Here is a 15,874-nt window from a genome sequence, read left to right as displayed (position 1 = left end):
CTTATCCGGGGTAAACCGTGATGATGTCGCCGTCATAGGACAGAGCGCCGGTGTAGAGGTAGCCGGGGATATCCTGAATAATATTGAGGCCAATTAAATGGCGGCTGGCTGGCTTTGCATCGGCGATAAGCCGCTCCATTTCGTAATACATTTCCTCGGTGATGCCGGTCTCCAGCACGCCGATATCGAGGCGAAACGTGCCGGGCGGGTCGTTTGTCTCCCACCATTCAGAGACGTTAATCAGATAGCCGAGCGGCTCCACCACGCGGCGCACTGCGCCAATCGTTCCCTTGTGCGCATGGATAAACCACGCCGCGCGGATCACTTCCCGTTTTGTGTCCTCCGGCCAGCTCTCATCCCACCGGTCGACGGAAAACGCCCACGCCAGCCACGGCAGCAGGTTTGCCGGGCAGTCGTCGGGACTCCAGAGACGGCGCAGGGGTACGGGCGTGTTTTCGATTTCAGCGCAGGCGCGCGCGGCGGCGACCTCCAGCGGCGAGGAGCCCACCGGCAGCAGTCGGGTATTACTCATCGTTGCCCCCGATGGTCACGCTGTACTCGGTGCACCATGACGCCTGAGTCTCGTCGAGCACGATGTCAGCCACCGGCGCGGCCAGCTCAACGCGCTGCACGCCCTCGACGTGGAGCGCCGCATAGATGGCAGATTTACGGATGTCACGCCCGAGGCGGTGCTGCGCGGTGATATACGCCTGCAGCTTTGCTTTTGCCGCACTGAGCACCGGCTCGCTTTCGGGACCGGGGTAAAGGTAAAGCGACGCGGTGATTTTATAGTCGACAATTTTTGCTGACTGCACGGTCACGCGGTCTGCAACCGGCCGGACGTCCTCGTCGTTAAGCGCAGTGCGCACAATGGCGAGCAGCTCGTCAGAGGCCACGCCGTTATTTTCACGCGACAGCACCGACACGGTCACACACGCAGGCTCGGGACTGATGACGGAAATATCCGCGACACGCCCGTCAGCGCTGCGGCCATGAAACTGGTATGCGCCGGTTGAGCCTGCGGTACTCAGTCCCTCAAAAGCCTGCTGAATGCGCAGGCGGTAGTCAGTGTCCGATTCCATCACGGCTGGCGTGGGCGGAAACGTCGTGTCATCTGGAGGCGTGATGACGAGGCGCTCGACGTTATAATTTCCGCCTATCTGGTCAAGGTCGGCATCTTCTGCATACGCCAGCATGACCGCACGCGCGGCCTCGTTGACGCGCTGTCGCCAGATAACTTCCCGGTAGGCGTTTTCCTGCAGCAGCTTAACAATCGGCTCTGATTCGAGCGTCAGGGTGCGCGCGACGGCCTCCTGTTGTTCTTCGGGGTATAACGAGACGAGCGTTGCCTTGCGCTCGCTCAGGATGCTCTCATAATCCAGCACTTCCACGACATCGGGCGCGGCGAGCTGGTTCAGGTCAACAATTGCCATAGCGTTTAACTCAGTGGAATGGTGAGGGAAAAGGGCTGGCCGCTGGCCGCGCGCGTGCCGGTGATGTCGACATACAGCCCGCCGTCATCCTCCGACCGCTCAAAGGTGATGCTTGTCAGGCTGACGCGAGGCTCCCATTTCTGGATCGCGGAATAACACGCGGCCATAATCTGCAGGCGCAGCGCCCTGGTCTGCGGCTGGTCAATCAGCGCCGACAGGAGCGAGCCGTATTCACGGCGCATGACGCGCGAGCCAATCGGCGTAATCAGAATGTCGCGCACGCTTTGCCTGATGTGCTCGACCTCCGAGATACTGAGGCCGGTCTGGCTGTTCATGCCCAGATAACGCACCGTCATTTAGTACCCTCCGTCCAGCTTCCGCCCCGTTCGACGCCGCCGTGGTCGTGGTCATCCACCTGCACGCCGTTTGAGGTAAATGTCCCGCCGGTATGCTCGATGTTCCCTGACATCTTCCCGCCTTTCTTTACTTCGAGCGTGCCGGTCGTCAGCTTGTTGGTGCACACCACCTCGGGCGTATCGAGCGTGATGCGGGTTTCGGCTTTCACCAGTACCAGCGGCACAGTCGCCGTAATAGAATCCGACGCGGTGACGTCGGCGGTCTTAATACCTGTCACGGTGAGCGCGCCGCTTTCGGGCTCGTACTCGATAACCGCCCCGTCAGGAAAGGCGACGTGAATCGCATCGGGCGAGGTAGACGGCGCGGGATGTTCATCCGAGAAAATGCCCGGCAGCACAAAGGCCGTATCGAGCTCGCCACCGATGGCCAGCAATAACACCTGCTCACCGACCGAGGGAGCCCACCACACGCGAGAACGACCGGCGCGACAGGTGAGCCAGTTAAGCCAGGTGGTTTGCATGCCGCCGGTCTGGACACGACACAGCCCCTCGTCGAGGTTAACGTCGGTCACAATGCCGGTGCGGATAAGGTTGCGGATCGCGCGTGCGATTTCCTGCAGAGAATTTAAATTATTCATAGGGAAAGGATGCCGCCGGGCGAGGCCAGCGGCAATGAAGCCAAGTTTTGTGAGATATAGCACAACCTCGCACTTATTCAGTATTTAAAAAGAGGACGAAATGAAGTCAATTCAAACGTACTCTTCATCGCCCAATACATCCCTATGTTAAATTAGCGAATCGCGTCCCCTTCCAAATCTCAATAAATTAGGTTGCATTCACAACAATTAAGTTTATATTGGTAAAACATCAAGTTACAATATATATGACAACCCCAACACCTAGGTGAATTATGAAAGAATTGTATTTAGATGATACTACAAATTGCGTAGGAACAATTTCAAACGTCGCAGACTTTCTTAAACTTGTAAAAAGTTCAAACGGTGAATGGCTTTACGGAAATTTATTTAGAGGGCAGCATGACGCCAAATGGCCTATATTGTCATCCCTTACACGAAGCGTAATACCTTCAATTGAGGATATAGAAAGCAAATACGGCAAGATCACTATAAACTCCCAGAGGTTTGACGATCTATTTAAAACTGAAAAATATAACAAGCAATTAAATGAAAAGTTAAATACCATATTTCACGGGTATGTTAACTTCAAAAACCTTTTACCTCCATTCCTTAATGAAATAGAAAATAAGGAGTTCATCCTTAACTCTGACCTATCACTTTTACTACTCGCCCAACATTATGGATTTCCTACTCGCTTTATTGACTGGAGTTTAAATCCACTCGTGGCTCTATTTTTTGCTGTTGAGTTTTCAGAGCCAAAAACACAAAACAATGCTGCAGTCTATAGCTACACAGGTGAAGAAACACTCACAGGTGAAGAATTTTATGAAGGATTTCAATGTGGTTACAATGCTTATGACAAAAAAGCATTAGATTCACTGCCAGACCTTCAAAGTGGGACGTTTAACTTTTTGAGTTCCGGCAAAATATCATCCTATAAATTCAGAAAACTAGCGGTAGAGATGATAGGCTTCGTACCTCAGACTCCAATATCTATTACACACTTTAAATTCGATAGAAGAATGGATGGTCAGGAATGCATGTTTACCTTCCAAAATAATATATTAAAACCATTCACACCAAAACACTCTCAAAACCTTAAGAAGATTTTAATATCAAACCCCTACGCAATAAAAACAGAATTAATTCAGCTTGGGTTTGTCACATCAAAAATATACCCTTCGATATCCGGGTTATCTCAGGCACTGAAATTTAATCACGCAAATAAAAATTTCAAGTTCACTATATAATAACCCCCTACTGAAAAAGCAGCACCAAAGACTTTGGAAAGGGGATATTTTGTTTATAACATTATGAATTGATAGGCTTTCATTCTATCCATTTGAGTAAAAGCCTCTCAACAAGTTTTTCATCATGTCTGCCAAAACCCAACAACTGTCGCTCTGAATACTGTACCTCCTCCGCGCTAGCGTTTGGCCGATCCTTTAGCCCGAACTGATGAACTCGCGCGATGCGCTGCACCTTGCGGGTAAATTCCACCACCGCGCTATTTTCACGGCCACTGGCTTTCATGTACCGGCTTGTGCGCAATGTCTGAAACATCGCCCTTTTGATTCGCCCGGTCTTTGCCCTAAGTGGCTGGCGTTTTCTTGCCTTATAGGGCGACCCGTCTGGGGCTTTTTGCTGTTTGATACGCTGCTGTTGTGCCGTTCTGAGTTGCTTTGCTATCTCACCGGCAAGCTTTCGACGCCCAGCGGGTGACAGGGCAGCAAGCAGTCCGGCGAGTTGGTTATCAAAAGGCTTAAAGTTACTCATCCCACTTGCTCACCAGTTCGCCGTTGATATAGAGCTCTTTCGGGCGCGTGACGGGCTCAGGCAGTGGCGGCTCCGGGGCATAACTGACATGCAGCGCGCCGTTTTCCTCCTTAATGATGGTGCGCTCGATGAGCTGCAGGCTGATGCTGATATCGACACTATCCTCGTCGTTCAAATCCATCAGGAAACAGTAGCCCTTTTTGCGTCCCTCATCGAGCGTGCAGATATCCGGCTGGTTTTCCCTGAGCCATGCGGCCACCGGCACGAATATCAAATCAGGGTCGCCAACAAAATCACACACGATCACATTGAGTGTGTATTTTTTTTCGTGTGACAGCGAGGCCGCGAGTCGCGCATCGATATTTCCCTCGTCGGCAAAAATGCGCATCATCTCGGGATTGGTTTTAAGTTGCGGGACGGCGTCAGTTAACGCCTTGCGCAGGCTGATTGCTTTCTTCATCGAGTTTATCCTGACAGTCTTTGACGGTTTCAACCTGCAGCGCGCAGGCGGCGAGCGCGTGCTCAAGCCTGCGAATGTCGGCGCTCAGGTCGCCATTAGTGGCCGGATCGCTTTCCGGCATCGGGCAATAACTCACCTTCGGGCAGGCGCTGTAAACAATGACCGGCGGAGGCGCAACCGGCGCGGGTGTGCAGCCTGCGCACAACATCAGGCAGCTTGTCGCTATACCAGCGGCGTAACGTTTCATTCTCATTTATCAGCCTTGTAATGGTTTCTTCCCGTCGCACGGCCATTGCACCGGCGGCGATTAACTCACCGCGTAAAGTGACCTGCGCGGTTTCGTTTTTCCTGGCAATTCCCTGCGAAACGGAAAGCTGATTTTTCAGCATCCCGATCACATATTTCTGTTCAACTGCCACCTTGTTTGCCCGTTCAAAGGAGCGCATCAGGTTGCCGTTTTCATGGCGCTGCCAGAGCACAACCGCCATCAGCGCGGCCAGTAAAAACAACATCACTTTCATTGAATACCCCTGATGCAGTAGGCACGCTCACGCGCGCGGCGGTTTTCCAGCCCTTTGTTAACTTCGCCATTCACGTAAACCCAGCGGGTGAGCTGGTCGCACGCCTGCCACCATTGATGACGCTTGATGTACGAGACCAGCGTTGAGCGGCAGGCCGCGCCGGTTCCCACGTTGAATGAGAAGCTGACCAGCGCATCGTAAACCTGTTGCGGCATTTCCACCGGCGCGCATACGGCCAGACGTTTCTCGACGTTCATCACATCCGCGACAAGGTTCGCCGCCGCCTGACGCTCGGTGATGTCCCCTTTCGGGACGACGCCTGCAGTGTGGCCGATGCCCGACGTCCACACTCCCGCGCTGCACTGGTAAGGCGTCAGGCGACAACCTTCGAGGTCGGCAATCAGCGCCAGCCCCTCGGGCGAGGTGTTAAGCAGACGAAAGTCAGGCACCAGTGCTGCCAGCGCCAGCACGGCGGCCACACTGCATTTTTTAACGATTGATTTCACGAATAGCCCCCTTATCGAGTCCGAGTGACGTCAGATAGAGATAGGTTTTGCGCTTAAACCAGTAGTTCGTCAGCGCGGTAAAAATGGCGCATCCGCCGCCCACGTAAAGCGCCATCTTTTCGGGTGAAATTGCCCCGAGATACGCCAGCGCAACGGCCAGCCAGTAGGCTATAAACGTGGTGATTTTTTCCATGCTCAGTCCCATAGATTCACCGTTTCGGTTCTGGCCGCGCTCTCGGTCTCGGGCAGCTCTATTGCCGTGCCGTGCGGCAGAATGACGCCGAGCTCGGACAGACCGGGATTCGCTTCTAAGACGGTTTCGACTATCCCCTCGGTGCGCCCGTAATACCGGGCACAAATCGCGTCGAGGGTGTCGCCCTGCAGCGCATACGCTTTCATCAGATTTGCCCCACAATACAGCGCGCTTTATCCTGGATACGCGCCACTGACCAGCGCATATCCCGCCACATCTCATCGATAGTGCTGTCGATACTGTCGGCCTTTTTGTCACCTTTGGCGGTCGCATCCACGCCGCGAAAGCGCTCATAGAGCGTGGCGGTCGTCATGGCACACACGGCGTTGAAATAGTGGAAAACGCGCACGCTCTCGCCGTCGAGCTGGTCGGTCGGGACATCCGCCAGCGTGGCGTGACCGGCTTCGAGCTGATGCTCGCGCCATTCGCCCAGCTCCGCATTCGTCTCCGCGATGGCGGTCTTAATCGCCCGGCGCAGGCGCACGGGGGAAACGGTCTGTTCTAACCGCATTTCCTCCCGCACGCGCTTCGGATCCACGTCAGGAAAAAACGGGGTGTTTTTGATTACCGGCTCGCTCACGCCTGGTGGCGGTATCACCACGCCCGGCACATCCTGCGGCTCTTGTTTTGGCTCAATAATCAGCGTCGTCATGACAACCTCGGGTAATGGGTGGGCGGTGGACGCCGTTCGCTGTCAGGGTAAGGAATACCCGCATTGAACGGCGTGCCGCCCGGCTCGGGGAGCGCTCGGTTAACCTGCGGCTTTTGCCGCCTTTGGTGGACGCCCGCGCCGTGCCGCCGGTTTAGCGGCAGGTTTGCGCGTGCGCGGTTGAGTCTTTTGGGTTTTCGGGGCGGGTTCGGCTTTTGGCCTGAGCTGACGCTCTAACTGCTCGATATCCTTTTTCACCCCGATAGTGCTTTCTAACTGGATCGCACGCTGCAGGTGCGCCAGCGCCTCGGGCAGTTGCTTCGCATCACGCAGCACGTAGCCGGTGATTTTGTGCAGCTTCGCACGCACGATATCGGGCATATCCGCGCGCTCCGTCAGCGCAATGGTGTCGAGCAGGTTCGCCAGTTCGACCGGCTGTTTTGCAGCGAGCAGGCGCTGCGCGGCGAGCGTAACCTCTTCGGCCAGCAGGCACGGCGTCGGACGGCGGCCGACCGGCATGGTGAGGCCGTAGGTCATGGCGTAACGGGCAATATCCAGCGCCCCGGCGATATCGTCAGCATCGAGACGCCACAGCATGACCGTCATGACGATGTCATCCTGCGCCCCTCTACCACTTTCGAGAACGCCAGCTACCCACGGCAGATAGAACGGCAGCAGCTCGCGTTTTTTCGCGGCTTTTCGCTCTTTTGAACTGATTTGTTTTAGCGTGCGGTTGTCTGCGGCCAGCTTAACGAGCATCTGCTCATAGGCAGTTGCATTGCGCAGCGGGACAGCAGCCCGCTGCGCAGTTTCAGAGGCCGAGACCCGCATCATGTGACGCGCTGCGGGACTCGTCATGGCTTACTCTCCGCTTTCCGGTGCTGCAGGTGCGGTGAAGTCACCGAGCGTGATGTTTTCAATCAGGCACCCGGCGGCGTAAGCCTCGACCACGTAGTCGATATTCATTGACTCGTAGTTTTCGACGCGGTCTTTCTTCGGTTCTTCGATGATGGCGCGGCGGTGTGCGTCATCCATGAAGTAAATCGACAGGTTGTCGAGACGCGTCACCATCAGGGCATTTGCCGGGAAGTACGGCACGCGCACGGCTGGCAGGTTGCCGATGCGCTTCTGGCTGATGATGATGTCAGCGGCCAGTGACTCGGTGTTTGCCTGCTCCTGATTAACGATAGGGAAATATTTATCCGCCATCAGCTTACGCCCGGTGATGACAACCAGCTCCGGGTCATCCTGATAAATCTCGTCAATCAGATTGCCGGTGGCATCCATAACCAGCGCGTCAAGGTTCGCATAGTCGCCGTTTTTACCTACGCGGATCACTTCAGAAATCACTGCCCCTTCCTCGTCGGTGATTTTTGACATCACGCGCGCTGGCGCTTCATTGCGGTACTTCTGCAGCCAACCAACGGCTACATCCTGAAGCAGTGGATTTTTTTTACGGTCGGACGTCGCCGCACGCTCGATGCCGTTGAAACCGGCCATGATGAAATCGAGCGACTGGCGCTTGATAATCGCGTCACGAATACGGGTCTGGAAGTCCTGGAATCGCGCCCACAGGTCGAGCTGTTTGTAGCGGATATGGAAGTCAAAGTTAATCTGCGCGCACTCGTATTTATTGGATTCCAGCGCGGTGAAATCAGCGGTCTTACGTTCATCATCACCGGCAGTGTCGGCAGTGCTGGCAATCGTACCGTTAACGCCCACCCCGACCTTTTCGCCTTTCAGCTCATCGACCGGCACGATGTTGATTTTGGTCAGAAACGCGGATGACATCTGCAGCGTGGTCATTAGAGTTTGCGTGACCGACGGCTCGACGGTGAATTTCTTCGCCACGTCATCGGTGGAAACGCCGTTCAGCTCCGCAACGCGGGACAGGTAGGCATTGAATTTGAAGCGGGTATCTTTACGCATGGTTATTCCTGTTCGGGTAATAGGTATCAGGCCGGGCTGCACGCCCGGCGGGTTATCAGCAGTTGGTCAGCAGCTCGTCGCCGGTACCGCCTTTTGAAAGCTCGCGGCGCGGCTGGCACTGGCTTTCGGTGCAGTCGAGGGAGCTTTTCAGTGAGGTAAACGCCTGCGCGTTTTCATCGACTTTGCTGGTCACGTCCTGCTTAAGCTGCGCAAAAGCGGTCTCCAGCTCGGTGATGCGCTGGTCGGTGGCGGTGAGGTTGGTTTGCACCAGCTCGGTGACAGTGGTGACAGCCTCATGCACATCGGCGAGACGTGCATCATCGTTGGCCTGTTTGCGGCTGAAGATGGCCTTAACCTTGTCGGTCAGGCTGTTGAGCATGGTGTCGGGAACGTCCTCAAATTCCAGTTCAGCCAGTGAGGCGACAGAAAAAACGTCGTCCGGCTGGTCTTTTTTACCGGCGAGCGGGTTCTGCGTGGCGCGGCTGCAGAATTCGAGGTATTCCGTGCCGAGGCTTGCTGGGTCATCGGTAACGGCAAGGCCAACGAGGTAACATTTGCCGCTGTTGGCAAAGTTCGGGCGGATCTCCATCGAGGTGTAAACCTTCTGACCGGCTTTCACCATGCTGACCAGCTCGTCGAGCGGCTGAATTTTGCCAAACAGCGCTTTTTTGCCATCGAGCGCAGAGCCATCGCTGATAATCTCCGCCTTAAGCTCGGTCACATCGCCATAACGTTTAAACTGGCTGTCAGGCATCAACCCCCGGATATGTTCGAGGTTAATGCGGCAGCCGTAGACGCGCGGGTCGAACGTGTCGGCCATATCCTGAATATCATCGACGCTGATGACGCGGCCGTCGCAGGTGTCACCCTCGACGCCGATGCGAAACCATTTAGAAACTTTCTTTGCCATTGTTCAGGTGTCCTGATGTTGGGTTTTCGGGTCGGGGTTAGTTTCCCGACTCTGACCCGTATCAGCCACCGATTGCGATCCGATTAGATCCTACACAACAAGGGTTTAGCGATAATACCCGGCCATTTAATTAGCCTTGCCTCGTGAGAAAAAAACGAGGTAAGCATGACCATTTCAACGGACCTTTCACTGTTAAATGACCCGCGACGACAGGCGCGATTGCTGTACTGGCAGGGCTTCGCCGTGCCGCAAATCTGCGACATACTGCAGCTCAAGCGCCCTACCGTGCAAAGCTGGAAACAGCGTGATGGATGGGAGGACACCGCGCCGATTAACCGCGTGGAATCGACGTTAGAGGCGCGACTCATTCAGATATACGCTAAGCCCGACCTGACGGCGCATGACTTCAAGGTCGCTGATTTTCTGTCGCGCCAGATGGAGCGCCTTGCTCGCGTGAACCGCTACGGCCAGACCGGAAACGAGGTGGATTTAAATCCCAAGATCGCCAGCCGCAACAAAGGGGATCGCAAAAAGCCGAAACGAAACTATTTCAGCGAGGAGGCAATTGAGAAGCTGGAAGAGATTTTCTTCGACCAGTCGTTTGACTATCAGCTCCGCTGGCATAAAGCGGGATTAGAGCACCGCATCCGTCATATCCTGAAATCGCGACAGATTGGCGCGACGTTCTACTTTGCGCGCGAGTCCCTCCTGCGCGCGCTTAAGACCGGGCAGAACCAGATATTTTTGTCGGCCAGTAAAACGCAGGCTTACGTGTTCCGTAAGTACATCATCGCCTTTGCCCGTCTGGTTGACGTCGACCTGTCAGGCGACCCGATCGTCATCGGCAACAATGGCGCTGAGCTGATTTTTCTCGGGACTAATTCCAACACCGCGCAGAGCCACAACGGCGACCTGTACGTCGACGAAATTTTCTGGATACCCAATTTCCAGAAGCTGCGCAAAGTCGCCTCGGGCATGGCCTCGCAGTCACACCTGCGCACTACCTATTTTTCGACCCCGTCGACGCTGGCGCACGGCGCTTATCCGTTCTGGTCAGGCGAGCTGTTTAACCGTGGCCGCAGCAACCGCGACGAACGTGTCGACATCGATATCAGTCATCAGGCGCTCGCCGGTGGCGTGCTGTGCGGTGACGGACAGTGGCGGCAGATTGTCACCATTGAGGACGCGCTTGCCGGTGGCTGTACCCTGTTTAACCTTGACCAGCTTAAGCAGGAAAACAGCGCGGATGACTTCCGTAACCTGTTTATGTGCGAGTTCGTCGACGATAAGGCATCGGTATTCCCGTTCGAGGAGCTGCAGCGTTGCATGGTCGATGCGATGGAGGAATGGGAAGACTTCGAGCCATTCGCCGACCGTCCGTTTAACTGGCGTCCTGTGTGGATTGGTTATGACCCGTCACACACCGGCGACAGCGCAGGCTGTGCGGTGCTGGCTCCTCCGCTGGTTGCCGGTGGCAAGTTCCGCATTCTTGAGCGTCACCAGTGGAAAGGCATGGACTTTGCCGCGCAGGCCGAGGCCATCCGGGCGCTGACCGAAAAATACACCGTCGACTATATCGGCATCGATGCGACCGGCATCGGCCAGGGTGTTTACCAGCTCGTGCGCTCATTCTTCCCGGCGGCACGCGCCATCCGCTACACGCCGGAAATGAAAACCGCGATGGTGCTGAAAGCAAAAGACACCATCAGGCGCGGATGTCTGGAATATGACGCCGGTGCGACCGACATCACTCAGTCATTTATGGCTATCCGCAAAACCATGACCAGCAGTGGCCGCAGCGCCACCTATGAAGCCAGCCGCAGTGAGGAAGCCAGCCACGCGGATATCGCGTGGGCGACCATGCACGCCCTGTTAAACGAGCCGCTTTCAGCCGGTAGCGGTATGCAATCAAGCTCAATTCTGGACATTAACTAAGATGAAAAAACGTCAAAAGAAACAGACAAAGCAGACCAACATGACCGCCATCGAACCGCAGAAAATCGAGGCGTTCACCTTTGGCGAACCGTCACCCGTTCTGGATCGCCGCGATATCCTCGACTATGTCGAATGCATTAATAACGGCAAATGGTACGAGCCGCCGGTCAACTTCTCCGGGCTGGCGAAAAGCCTGCGCGCCGCCGTGCACCACAGCTCTCCGATTTACGTAAAGCGCAACATCCTGACGAGTACCTACATCCCGCACCCGTTGCTGTCACGTCAGGATTTCAGCCGCCTTGTGCTCGATTATCTGGTCTTTGCAAACGGCTATCTTGAAAAGCGCATGAGCGTCACCGGCCAGCTTTTTAAACTGGAAACCTCCCCGGCCAAATATACCCGCCGTGGCGTCGAGGATGGCGTTTACTGGTACGTGTCGGACTTCACTCACCCGCACCAGTTCGCGCCCGGCTCGGTGTGCCATTTGCTGGAGCCTGACATCAATCAGGAGCTCTACGGGATGCCGGAATACCTTAGCGCGCTAAATTCAGCCTGGCTGAATGAATCCGCCACGCTGTTTCGTCGCAAGTATTACCAGAACGGCGCGCACGCGGGTTACATCATGTACGTCACCGACGCGGCGCAGAGCAGCACTGACGTTGAGTCGCTGCGCTCCGCGATGAGGGATTCGAAAGGGCTCGGGAATTTCAAAAACCTGTTTTTCTATGCCCCGAATGGGAAACCGGATGGCATCAAGATCGTGCCGCTGAGTGAAGTCGCAACAAAGGATGATTTTTTTAACATCAAGAAGGTGAGCGCCGCCGACCTGCTCGATGCGCACCGCGTACCGTTCCAGCTCATGGGCGGCAAGCCCGAGAATATCGGCTCAATGGGCGATATTGAGAAGGTGGCGCGGGTGTTTGTGCGTAACGAGCTGACGCCGCTGCAGGAGCGGTTTAAAGAGATTAATGATTGGTTAGGAATGGAGGTGATCCGCTTTAAGGATTACAGCATCGAGACCGACTAAACCCGCCCAAAATGCCGCCTCCGGGCGGCACACCCTCAGAGCAAGTCAGACGCCGCACACGCGACGCAACCCCGCCACCGCCTGAGATTCGACCTCATCGCTCAGCGCGCCGCCACCACGCGCACAGACGCGCAAAATAAATCCTGTCACTCCGTCTGGCGCGCAGTGCTATCCCCGCCTCGCCTGCGCGCTTAATGGGTCGCTTTTAATGCAGGTGCATCAGCAGCCCCAAGCCGTTCCCGCAGTGGCACGGGTAGAGAGAAAATGTGTTAAGGATTAAATGCAAACTCATGCACTGGATGCATGCATTACAAAAAAAGGAAAATAGTGCCAAATCCTTCTCTTTTCAACACAACCATAGTTTCTGGAGCCTTCAATTTAAAATTCGAGGTACCCGACAATTAGATACTGCAACACTGACATACCGCTTTTGGCAAGAGACAGAAAAAGTCAGTTTTATACTTGGGAACGTCTCACATGATTGATAAACGATTGAAGAGTTATCAAATCTCCCCTCACTTCTGGGGGATAAACATTGATAAGTGGCTCTGGTACTACTAATTGTAGATTGTGGTACTTCATTTCTTTTATCTGATTAACGCTGACACCGGGCTGCAAGGTGACAAGGTATTTTTCTTTCAGACGTTCAGCTTCTGCCAAAACCTGCCTCCAGCGATCCTTGCAGGTGGTTTTTGCTGCAAGCATAAACAGCGAGTTTACCGGGTATGACGGGTCATGATAGGCCCGAAAGTGGGGAAATAAAAAATCGGGTTTGGAGTTATTTTCGGTGACGTTAAACTTTCCACCTTTTTCATAATGGAGTCCATTTTCAACAAATGTAACCTCAAGATGATTTTCAAAAGCATATCCGACCCGACTCTTTCGTCGGTTATGAACACTGAGAGAGTAACTGATAAATTCATCAACATCATCGAAATTCAGGCCAAATCCTTCCTTAAGCCGCTTTCTTACAATATGCCGCTCTAGCACGCGAAATAGCATTTCCTCTTGCGCTAACCACTCCATCAACACTTGGTCAGAATTATCTAATGAAGATCTAGCAACTCTCTCCCTCGCCAAATTCGAAAACACACGGGAAGCTGGGAATCCATTAGGTGATATTTCAAGGAGTTGCTCAAGTATCAACTGATCTTCATCACCTTCCTGAGCAAAGATGATGCCCATTTCCTCAAGACACATCTGTACCGTTACCAACAGTGTGCGAGAGTTAAGCTCAGACGAGTGAAACTTTGAATCTCCGGTTTTATTCAGGCCAAACAAATCACGTAGTTGCCATTCAACCGGGCTTCCCTGCGGACAAAAACATATCACCAAATCTTTATTTGGTCTAAGCGCAACAAGCATGAAGTCACCTTCATTTAAGCATTCAGTGACTGCGTTATCGCGATAGTAAAGACGATACTCAGGGCCCCGTTTCTCATTTCCGGCACGGGTATTGTACCAAGTAACTTGGGTATCAACGCAGATGGGGGTTTCCTCACTATCTGTGAGTCGAAACATTTTGCATTGTAATTCTGTCTTTTTCTGTTCAGCTAACGGACCTAAAGCCCTCCCCAAACCGGCTTCAACTAATCCGCCTATCTCGTGCTGGTTAGACCGAGTTGGCAGAGCATCTACCGCACGTAATGTCTTGGCTGCAGCAAATTCAAAATGTTCTTTGAGTCTGATATCCATATCTTAGTCCTGTTGAAGTTTGACAACTGTAATTTACATAGATAGGTTGTAATGTGGAATAAAAAAAGCGCCGATCGGCGCTTCATTTTTCAGTTTTCATACCGCTTCATTAAATGAGTCGGTTTCACGCTGCAATACAGCTCTTTCTATTCTAGATTTAAGCAGTCTGGCAACAGCAGCAAAAACAGGTACTACAACTGAATTCCCGAACTGACGATAAGCTTGGGTGTCTGAGACAGGTATACGGAAAGTGACTTTACCGGGTTGTTCAAATCCCATGATACGAGCACATTCTCTTGGAGTCAGGCGACGTGGTCGCCGAGCCATGTTTTCAGCATCAAAAAAATCATCTTCGCCTTTTTTATGATCCCAGCCACGATCAATCAAAATTTCTGATCCATCTTTGTGGTATCGAGCACTTAAGGTACGGCAAACCGCCGATTTATTGTCTGGATTTACAAGACCATACCCAAAACCGTTACCTTTTTCTTTATGTTTTTTTGCATACTTATAGAGATAATCCCAAAGCTTTGGAGTAAGTGTATACTTTTCATCGACACTCTTGTCCAGCAAGTCTTTAACTGCTGGCAGACGTGGCGGATACTCCTTAACTATGTCTCTTAACGTAAATCCTTCCGAAAGGTTTAAGTCTCGTCTGAATCCGACTAACACAATACGTTCACGGTGTTGAGGAAGGAAATTTTTACCATCTATTATTTTTGGGTCATCAGAGCCCATTGTATCAGCATCAGCTACGTCATATCCCAATTCGTCTAAAGTCTGCATGATGATGCGAAAAGTTTTTCCTTTATCGTGACTTTTTAGATTCTTCACATTTTCCAGAACAAAAACGGATGGTTTTTTTGCCATGATAATACGTGCAACGTCGAAGAAGAGCGTTCCTTGAGTGTCACACTCAAAACCATGCTTTCGCCCGAGCGAGTTTTTTTTGCTTACACCCGCCAAGCTAAAAGGCTGGCAGGGAAAACCAGCCAGCAGAACATCATGGTCCGGGATATGTTTATCAATGCTGGCGTAGGCTTCTTCCTCAGTAATATCATCATTATTGCTTAAAGTAATATCACGTATATCTGAATTGAAAACATGCTCATTCTCGTCGCAGTACCAATTGGCTTTGTATGTTTTAACTGCAAATTCATTCCACTCGCTGGTAAATACACATTTCCCGCCAATGGCTTCGAAGCCACTGCGGATGCCTCCAATACCGGCAAAGAGGTCAATGAAACGAAATTTACTTTGCTCATAATGGGCGGGAGCACTAGGCAGCATGCTTCGTAGCATCTGCACTTCAACTTCAACTAGTCTTTTGCCGATTAGCTTACCATTTACCCAACGATTAATAGCCTCCCTTGACCAGTCGCTGCCACTGACTGCCCGCAATACTTCAGCCACAACTTTCTGATCATAAATCTCCAAAACTTTCTTCAAAAGATGAAGATCTTCTTCCTGCCTAAGCTTTTCTATATCCTTGGATTTCTCTAAAAGCTCTTTGATGACCGGCTGTAATTCTTCCATTGCCACTCCATCTGGGTTAAATGTGTGATGCGATTTCACTGATGCAACCCTAACACAACCACATGGTTATGTATACAGTGATCTAGCAAAACTCATAAACACAATAAATGATTATGAATCGCCAGTAACATATCCAACAGGTGAGTAATTTTAGTATTTAAATGCAAAACTTAGGCAAGCTGACAGGTGAGTTAATGAACCATCTCCACGGGACAAATCATGTTGGGTCAAGCATTAAGTGAGTCGCTGC

General features: G+C 52.7%; 20 protein-coding genes. 3 read left to right on the top strand and 17 right to left on the bottom strand.

Features of this window, described 5'->3' with window-relative positions:
• Window position 1: 1 nt before the first annotated feature.
• The 4 genes from ACOT1A_RS02145 to ACOT1A_RS02130 are packed head-to-tail and all read right to left on the bottom strand — an operon-like array spanning window position 2 to window position 2,427.
• Complete coding sequence (locus ACOT1A_RS02145) at window positions 2–532, bottom strand: phage tail protein I (protein ID WP_063848539.1); 531 nt, start codon at window positions 530–532, stop codon at window positions 2–4.
• Window positions 525–1,433: a baseplate assembly protein gene (locus ACOT1A_RS02140; RefSeq protein WP_368958390.1), complete on the bottom strand. Its 909-nt coding sequence runs from the start codon at window positions 1,431–1,433 to the stop codon at window positions 525–527. The genes ACOT1A_RS02145 and ACOT1A_RS02140 overlap by 8 nt, the downstream gene beginning before the upstream one ends.
• 5 nt (window positions 1,434–1,438) lie before the next feature.
• A complete protein-coding gene (locus ACOT1A_RS02135) occupies window positions 1,439–1,789 on the bottom strand; it encodes a GPW/gp25 family protein (protein WP_368958391.1) in 351 nt (116 codons plus the stop codon).
• Window positions 1,786–2,427, bottom strand: coding sequence for a phage baseplate assembly protein V (locus ACOT1A_RS02130; RefSeq protein ID WP_250128942.1), 642 nt, complete (start codon window positions 2,425–2,427; stop codon window positions 1,786–1,788). Before ACOT1A_RS02130 ends, ACOT1A_RS02135 begins: the two co-directional genes overlap by 4 nt.
• Before the next feature lie 272 nt (window positions 2,428–2,699).
• On the opposite strand from ACOT1A_RS02130, the gene ACOT1A_RS02125 reads away from it, so the two are divergent.
• Complete coding sequence (locus ACOT1A_RS02125) at window positions 2,700–3,677, top strand: FRG domain-containing protein (RefSeq protein WP_368958392.1); 978 nt, start codon at window positions 2,700–2,702, stop codon at window positions 3,675–3,677.
• A gap of 79 nt (window positions 3,678–3,756) precedes the next feature.
• Here the strand turns inward: ACOT1A_RS02125 and ACOT1A_RS02120 are convergent, their stop codons facing one another.
• The 11 genes from ACOT1A_RS02120 to ACOT1A_RS02070 all read right to left on the bottom strand — a co-directional run bounded on the left by ACOT1A_RS02120 (window position 3,757) and on the right by ACOT1A_RS02070 (window position 9,431).
• Complete coding sequence (locus ACOT1A_RS02120; RefSeq protein WP_250128944.1) at window positions 3,757–4,203, bottom strand: phage virion morphogenesis protein; 447 nt, start codon at window positions 4,201–4,203, stop codon at window positions 3,757–3,759.
• Complete coding sequence (locus ACOT1A_RS02115) at window positions 4,196–4,663, bottom strand: phage tail protein (protein WP_250128945.1); 468 nt, start codon at window positions 4,661–4,663, stop codon at window positions 4,196–4,198. The genes ACOT1A_RS02120 and ACOT1A_RS02115 overlap by 8 nt, the downstream gene beginning before the upstream one ends.
• Window positions 4,626–4,871, bottom strand: coding sequence for an Rz1-like lysis system protein LysC (gene lysC / locus ACOT1A_RS02110; RefSeq protein ID WP_250128946.1), 246 nt, complete (start codon window positions 4,869–4,871; stop codon window positions 4,626–4,628). Before lysC ends, ACOT1A_RS02115 begins: the two co-directional genes overlap by 38 nt.
• Window positions 4,759–5,184, bottom strand: coding sequence for an Rz-like lysis system protein LysB (gene lysB / locus ACOT1A_RS02105; protein ID WP_250128947.1), 426 nt, complete (start codon window positions 5,182–5,184; stop codon window positions 4,759–4,761). Before lysB ends, lysC begins: the two co-directional genes overlap by 113 nt.
• Window positions 5,181–5,690, bottom strand: a complete 510-nt coding sequence (locus ACOT1A_RS02100) for a lysozyme (protein ID WP_250128948.1) — start codon at window positions 5,688–5,690, stop codon at window positions 5,181–5,183. Before ACOT1A_RS02100 ends, lysB begins: the two co-directional genes overlap by 4 nt.
• Complete coding sequence (locus ACOT1A_RS02095) at window positions 5,674–5,895, bottom strand: hypothetical protein (RefSeq protein ID WP_014170137.1); 222 nt, start codon at window positions 5,893–5,895, stop codon at window positions 5,674–5,676. Before ACOT1A_RS02095 ends, ACOT1A_RS02100 begins: the two co-directional genes overlap by 17 nt.
• A complete protein-coding gene (locus ACOT1A_RS02090; protein ID WP_332945456.1) occupies window positions 5,886–6,089 on the bottom strand; it encodes a tail protein X in 204 nt (67 codons plus the stop codon). The genes ACOT1A_RS02095 and ACOT1A_RS02090 overlap by 10 nt, the downstream gene beginning before the upstream one ends.
• Complete coding sequence (locus ACOT1A_RS02085) at window positions 6,089–6,595, bottom strand: head completion/stabilization protein (protein WP_368958393.1); 507 nt, start codon at window positions 6,593–6,595, stop codon at window positions 6,089–6,091. The genes ACOT1A_RS02090 and ACOT1A_RS02085 overlap by 1 nt, the downstream gene beginning before the upstream one ends.
• A gap of 99 nt (window positions 6,596–6,694) precedes the next feature.
• The gene (locus tag ACOT1A_RS02080) at window positions 6,695–7,450 is read right to left on the bottom strand and encodes a terminase endonuclease subunit (protein ID WP_250128949.1); all 756 of its coding nucleotides are present in this window, start codon (window positions 7,448–7,450) and stop codon (window positions 6,695–6,697) included.
• Window positions 7,451–7,453: 3 nt separating this feature from the next.
• Window positions 7,454–8,521: a phage major capsid protein, P2 family gene (locus ACOT1A_RS02075; RefSeq protein WP_368958394.1), complete on the bottom strand. Its 1,068-nt coding sequence runs from the start codon at window positions 8,519–8,521 to the stop codon at window positions 7,454–7,456.
• Between the two features lie 55 nt (window positions 8,522–8,576).
• A complete protein-coding gene (locus tag ACOT1A_RS02070) occupies window positions 8,577–9,431 on the bottom strand; it encodes a GPO family capsid scaffolding protein (protein ID WP_368958395.1) in 855 nt (284 codons plus the stop codon).
• A gap of 165 nt (window positions 9,432–9,596) precedes the next feature.
• Here ACOT1A_RS02070 and ACOT1A_RS02065 point away from each other — a divergent pair, with 165 nt between their 5' ends.
• Window positions 9,597–11,366: a terminase ATPase subunit family protein gene (locus tag ACOT1A_RS02065; protein WP_368958396.1), complete on the top strand. Its 1,770-nt coding sequence runs from the start codon at window positions 9,597–9,599 to the stop codon at window positions 11,364–11,366.
• A 1-nt stretch (window position 11,367) separates the two neighbouring features.
• The gene (locus tag ACOT1A_RS02060; protein WP_368958397.1) at window positions 11,368–12,393 is read left to right on the top strand and encodes a phage portal protein; all 1,026 of its coding nucleotides are present in this window, start codon (window positions 11,368–11,370) and stop codon (window positions 12,391–12,393) included.
• A 456-nt stretch (window positions 12,394–12,849) separates the two neighbouring features.
• Here ACOT1A_RS02060 and ACOT1A_RS02055 read toward each other — a convergent pair whose 3' ends face one another.
• Window positions 12,850–14,088 (bottom strand): type II restriction endonuclease, encoded by a 1,239-nt coding sequence (locus ACOT1A_RS02055; protein ID WP_058677170.1) that lies wholly within the window; start codon window positions 14,086–14,088, stop codon window positions 12,850–12,852.
• Between the two features lie 96 nt (window positions 14,089–14,184).
• On the bottom strand, window positions 14,185–15,624 hold the full coding sequence (locus ACOT1A_RS02050) for a DNA cytosine methyltransferase (protein ID WP_058677171.1): 1,440 nt from the start codon (window positions 15,622–15,624) through the stop codon (window positions 14,185–14,187).
• Window positions 15,625–15,874: the final 250 nt, after the last annotated feature.

It is taken from the genome of Enterobacter cloacae complex sp. SYL003 (assembly GCF_049236925.1).
Classification (GTDB): domain Bacteria; phylum Pseudomonadota; class Gammaproteobacteria; order Enterobacterales; family Enterobacteriaceae; genus Enterobacter; species Enterobacter intestinihominis.
This window is presented reverse-complemented; position numbering and strand designations above follow the sequence as displayed.

Bases quoted from the DNA above. Each gene is read 5' to 3' on its own strand.
- ACOT1A_RS02060 (WP_368958397.1), top strand. From the start codon at position 11,368: ATGAAAAAACGTCAAAAGAAACAGACAAAGCAGACCAACATGACCGCC.
- ACOT1A_RS02050 (WP_058677171.1), bottom strand. From the start codon at position 15,624: ATGGAAGAATTACAGCCGGTCATCAAAGAGCTTTTAGAGAAATCCAAG.
- ACOT1A_RS02120 (WP_250128944.1), bottom strand. From the start codon at position 4,203: ATGAGTAACTTTAAGCCTTTTGATAACCAACTCGCCGGACTGCTTGCT.
- ACOT1A_RS02145 (WP_063848539.1), bottom strand. From the start codon at position 532: ATGAGTAATACCCGACTGCTGCCGGTGGGCTCCTCGCCGCTGGAGGTC.
- ACOT1A_RS02115 (WP_250128945.1), bottom strand. From the start codon at position 4,663: ATGAAGAAAGCAATCAGCCTGCGCAAGGCGTTAACTGACGCCGTCCCG.
- ACOT1A_RS02080 (WP_250128949.1), bottom strand. From the start codon at position 7,450: ATGACGAGTCCCGCAGCGCGTCACATGATGCGGGTCTCGGCCTCTGAA.
- ACOT1A_RS02070 (WP_368958395.1), bottom strand. From the start codon at position 9,431: ATGGCAAAGAAAGTTTCTAAATGGTTTCGCATCGGCGTCGAGGGTGAC.
- ACOT1A_RS02135 (WP_368958391.1), bottom strand. From the start codon at position 1,789: ATGACGGTGCGTTATCTGGGCATGAACAGCCAGACCGGCCTCAGTATC.
- ACOT1A_RS02095 (WP_014170137.1), bottom strand. From the start codon at position 5,895: ATGGGACTGAGCATGGAAAAAATCACCACGTTTATAGCCTACTGGCTG.
- ACOT1A_RS02085 (WP_368958393.1), bottom strand. From the start codon at position 6,595: ATGACGACGCTGATTATTGAGCCAAAACAAGAGCCGCAGGATGTGCCG.
- lysB (WP_250128947.1), bottom strand. From the start codon at position 5,184: ATGAAAGTGATGTTGTTTTTACTGGCCGCGCTGATGGCGGTTGTGCTC.
- ACOT1A_RS02065 (WP_368958396.1), top strand. From the start codon at position 9,597: ATGACCATTTCAACGGACCTTTCACTGTTAAATGACCCGCGACGACAG.
- ACOT1A_RS02055 (WP_058677170.1), bottom strand. From the start codon at position 14,088: ATGGATATCAGACTCAAAGAACATTTTGAATTTGCTGCAGCCAAGACA.
- ACOT1A_RS02130 (WP_250128942.1), bottom strand. From the start codon at position 2,427: ATGAATAATTTAAATTCTCTGCAGGAAATCGCACGCGCGATCCGCAAC.
- ACOT1A_RS02140 (WP_368958390.1), bottom strand. From the start codon at position 1,433: ATGGCAATTGTTGACCTGAACCAGCTCGCCGCGCCCGATGTCGTGGAA.
- ACOT1A_RS02075 (WP_368958394.1), bottom strand. From the start codon at position 8,521: ATGCGTAAAGATACCCGCTTCAAATTCAATGCCTACCTGTCCCGCGTT.
- ACOT1A_RS02125 (WP_368958392.1), top strand. From the start codon at position 2,700: ATGAAAGAATTGTATTTAGATGATACTACAAATTGCGTAGGAACAATT.
- ACOT1A_RS02090 (WP_332945456.1), bottom strand. From the start codon at position 6,089: ATGAAAGCGTATGCGCTGCAGGGCGACACCCTCGACGCGATTTGTGCC.
- lysC (WP_250128946.1), bottom strand. From the start codon at position 4,871: ATGTTGTGCGCAGGCTGCACACCCGCGCCGGTTGCGCCTCCGCCGGTC.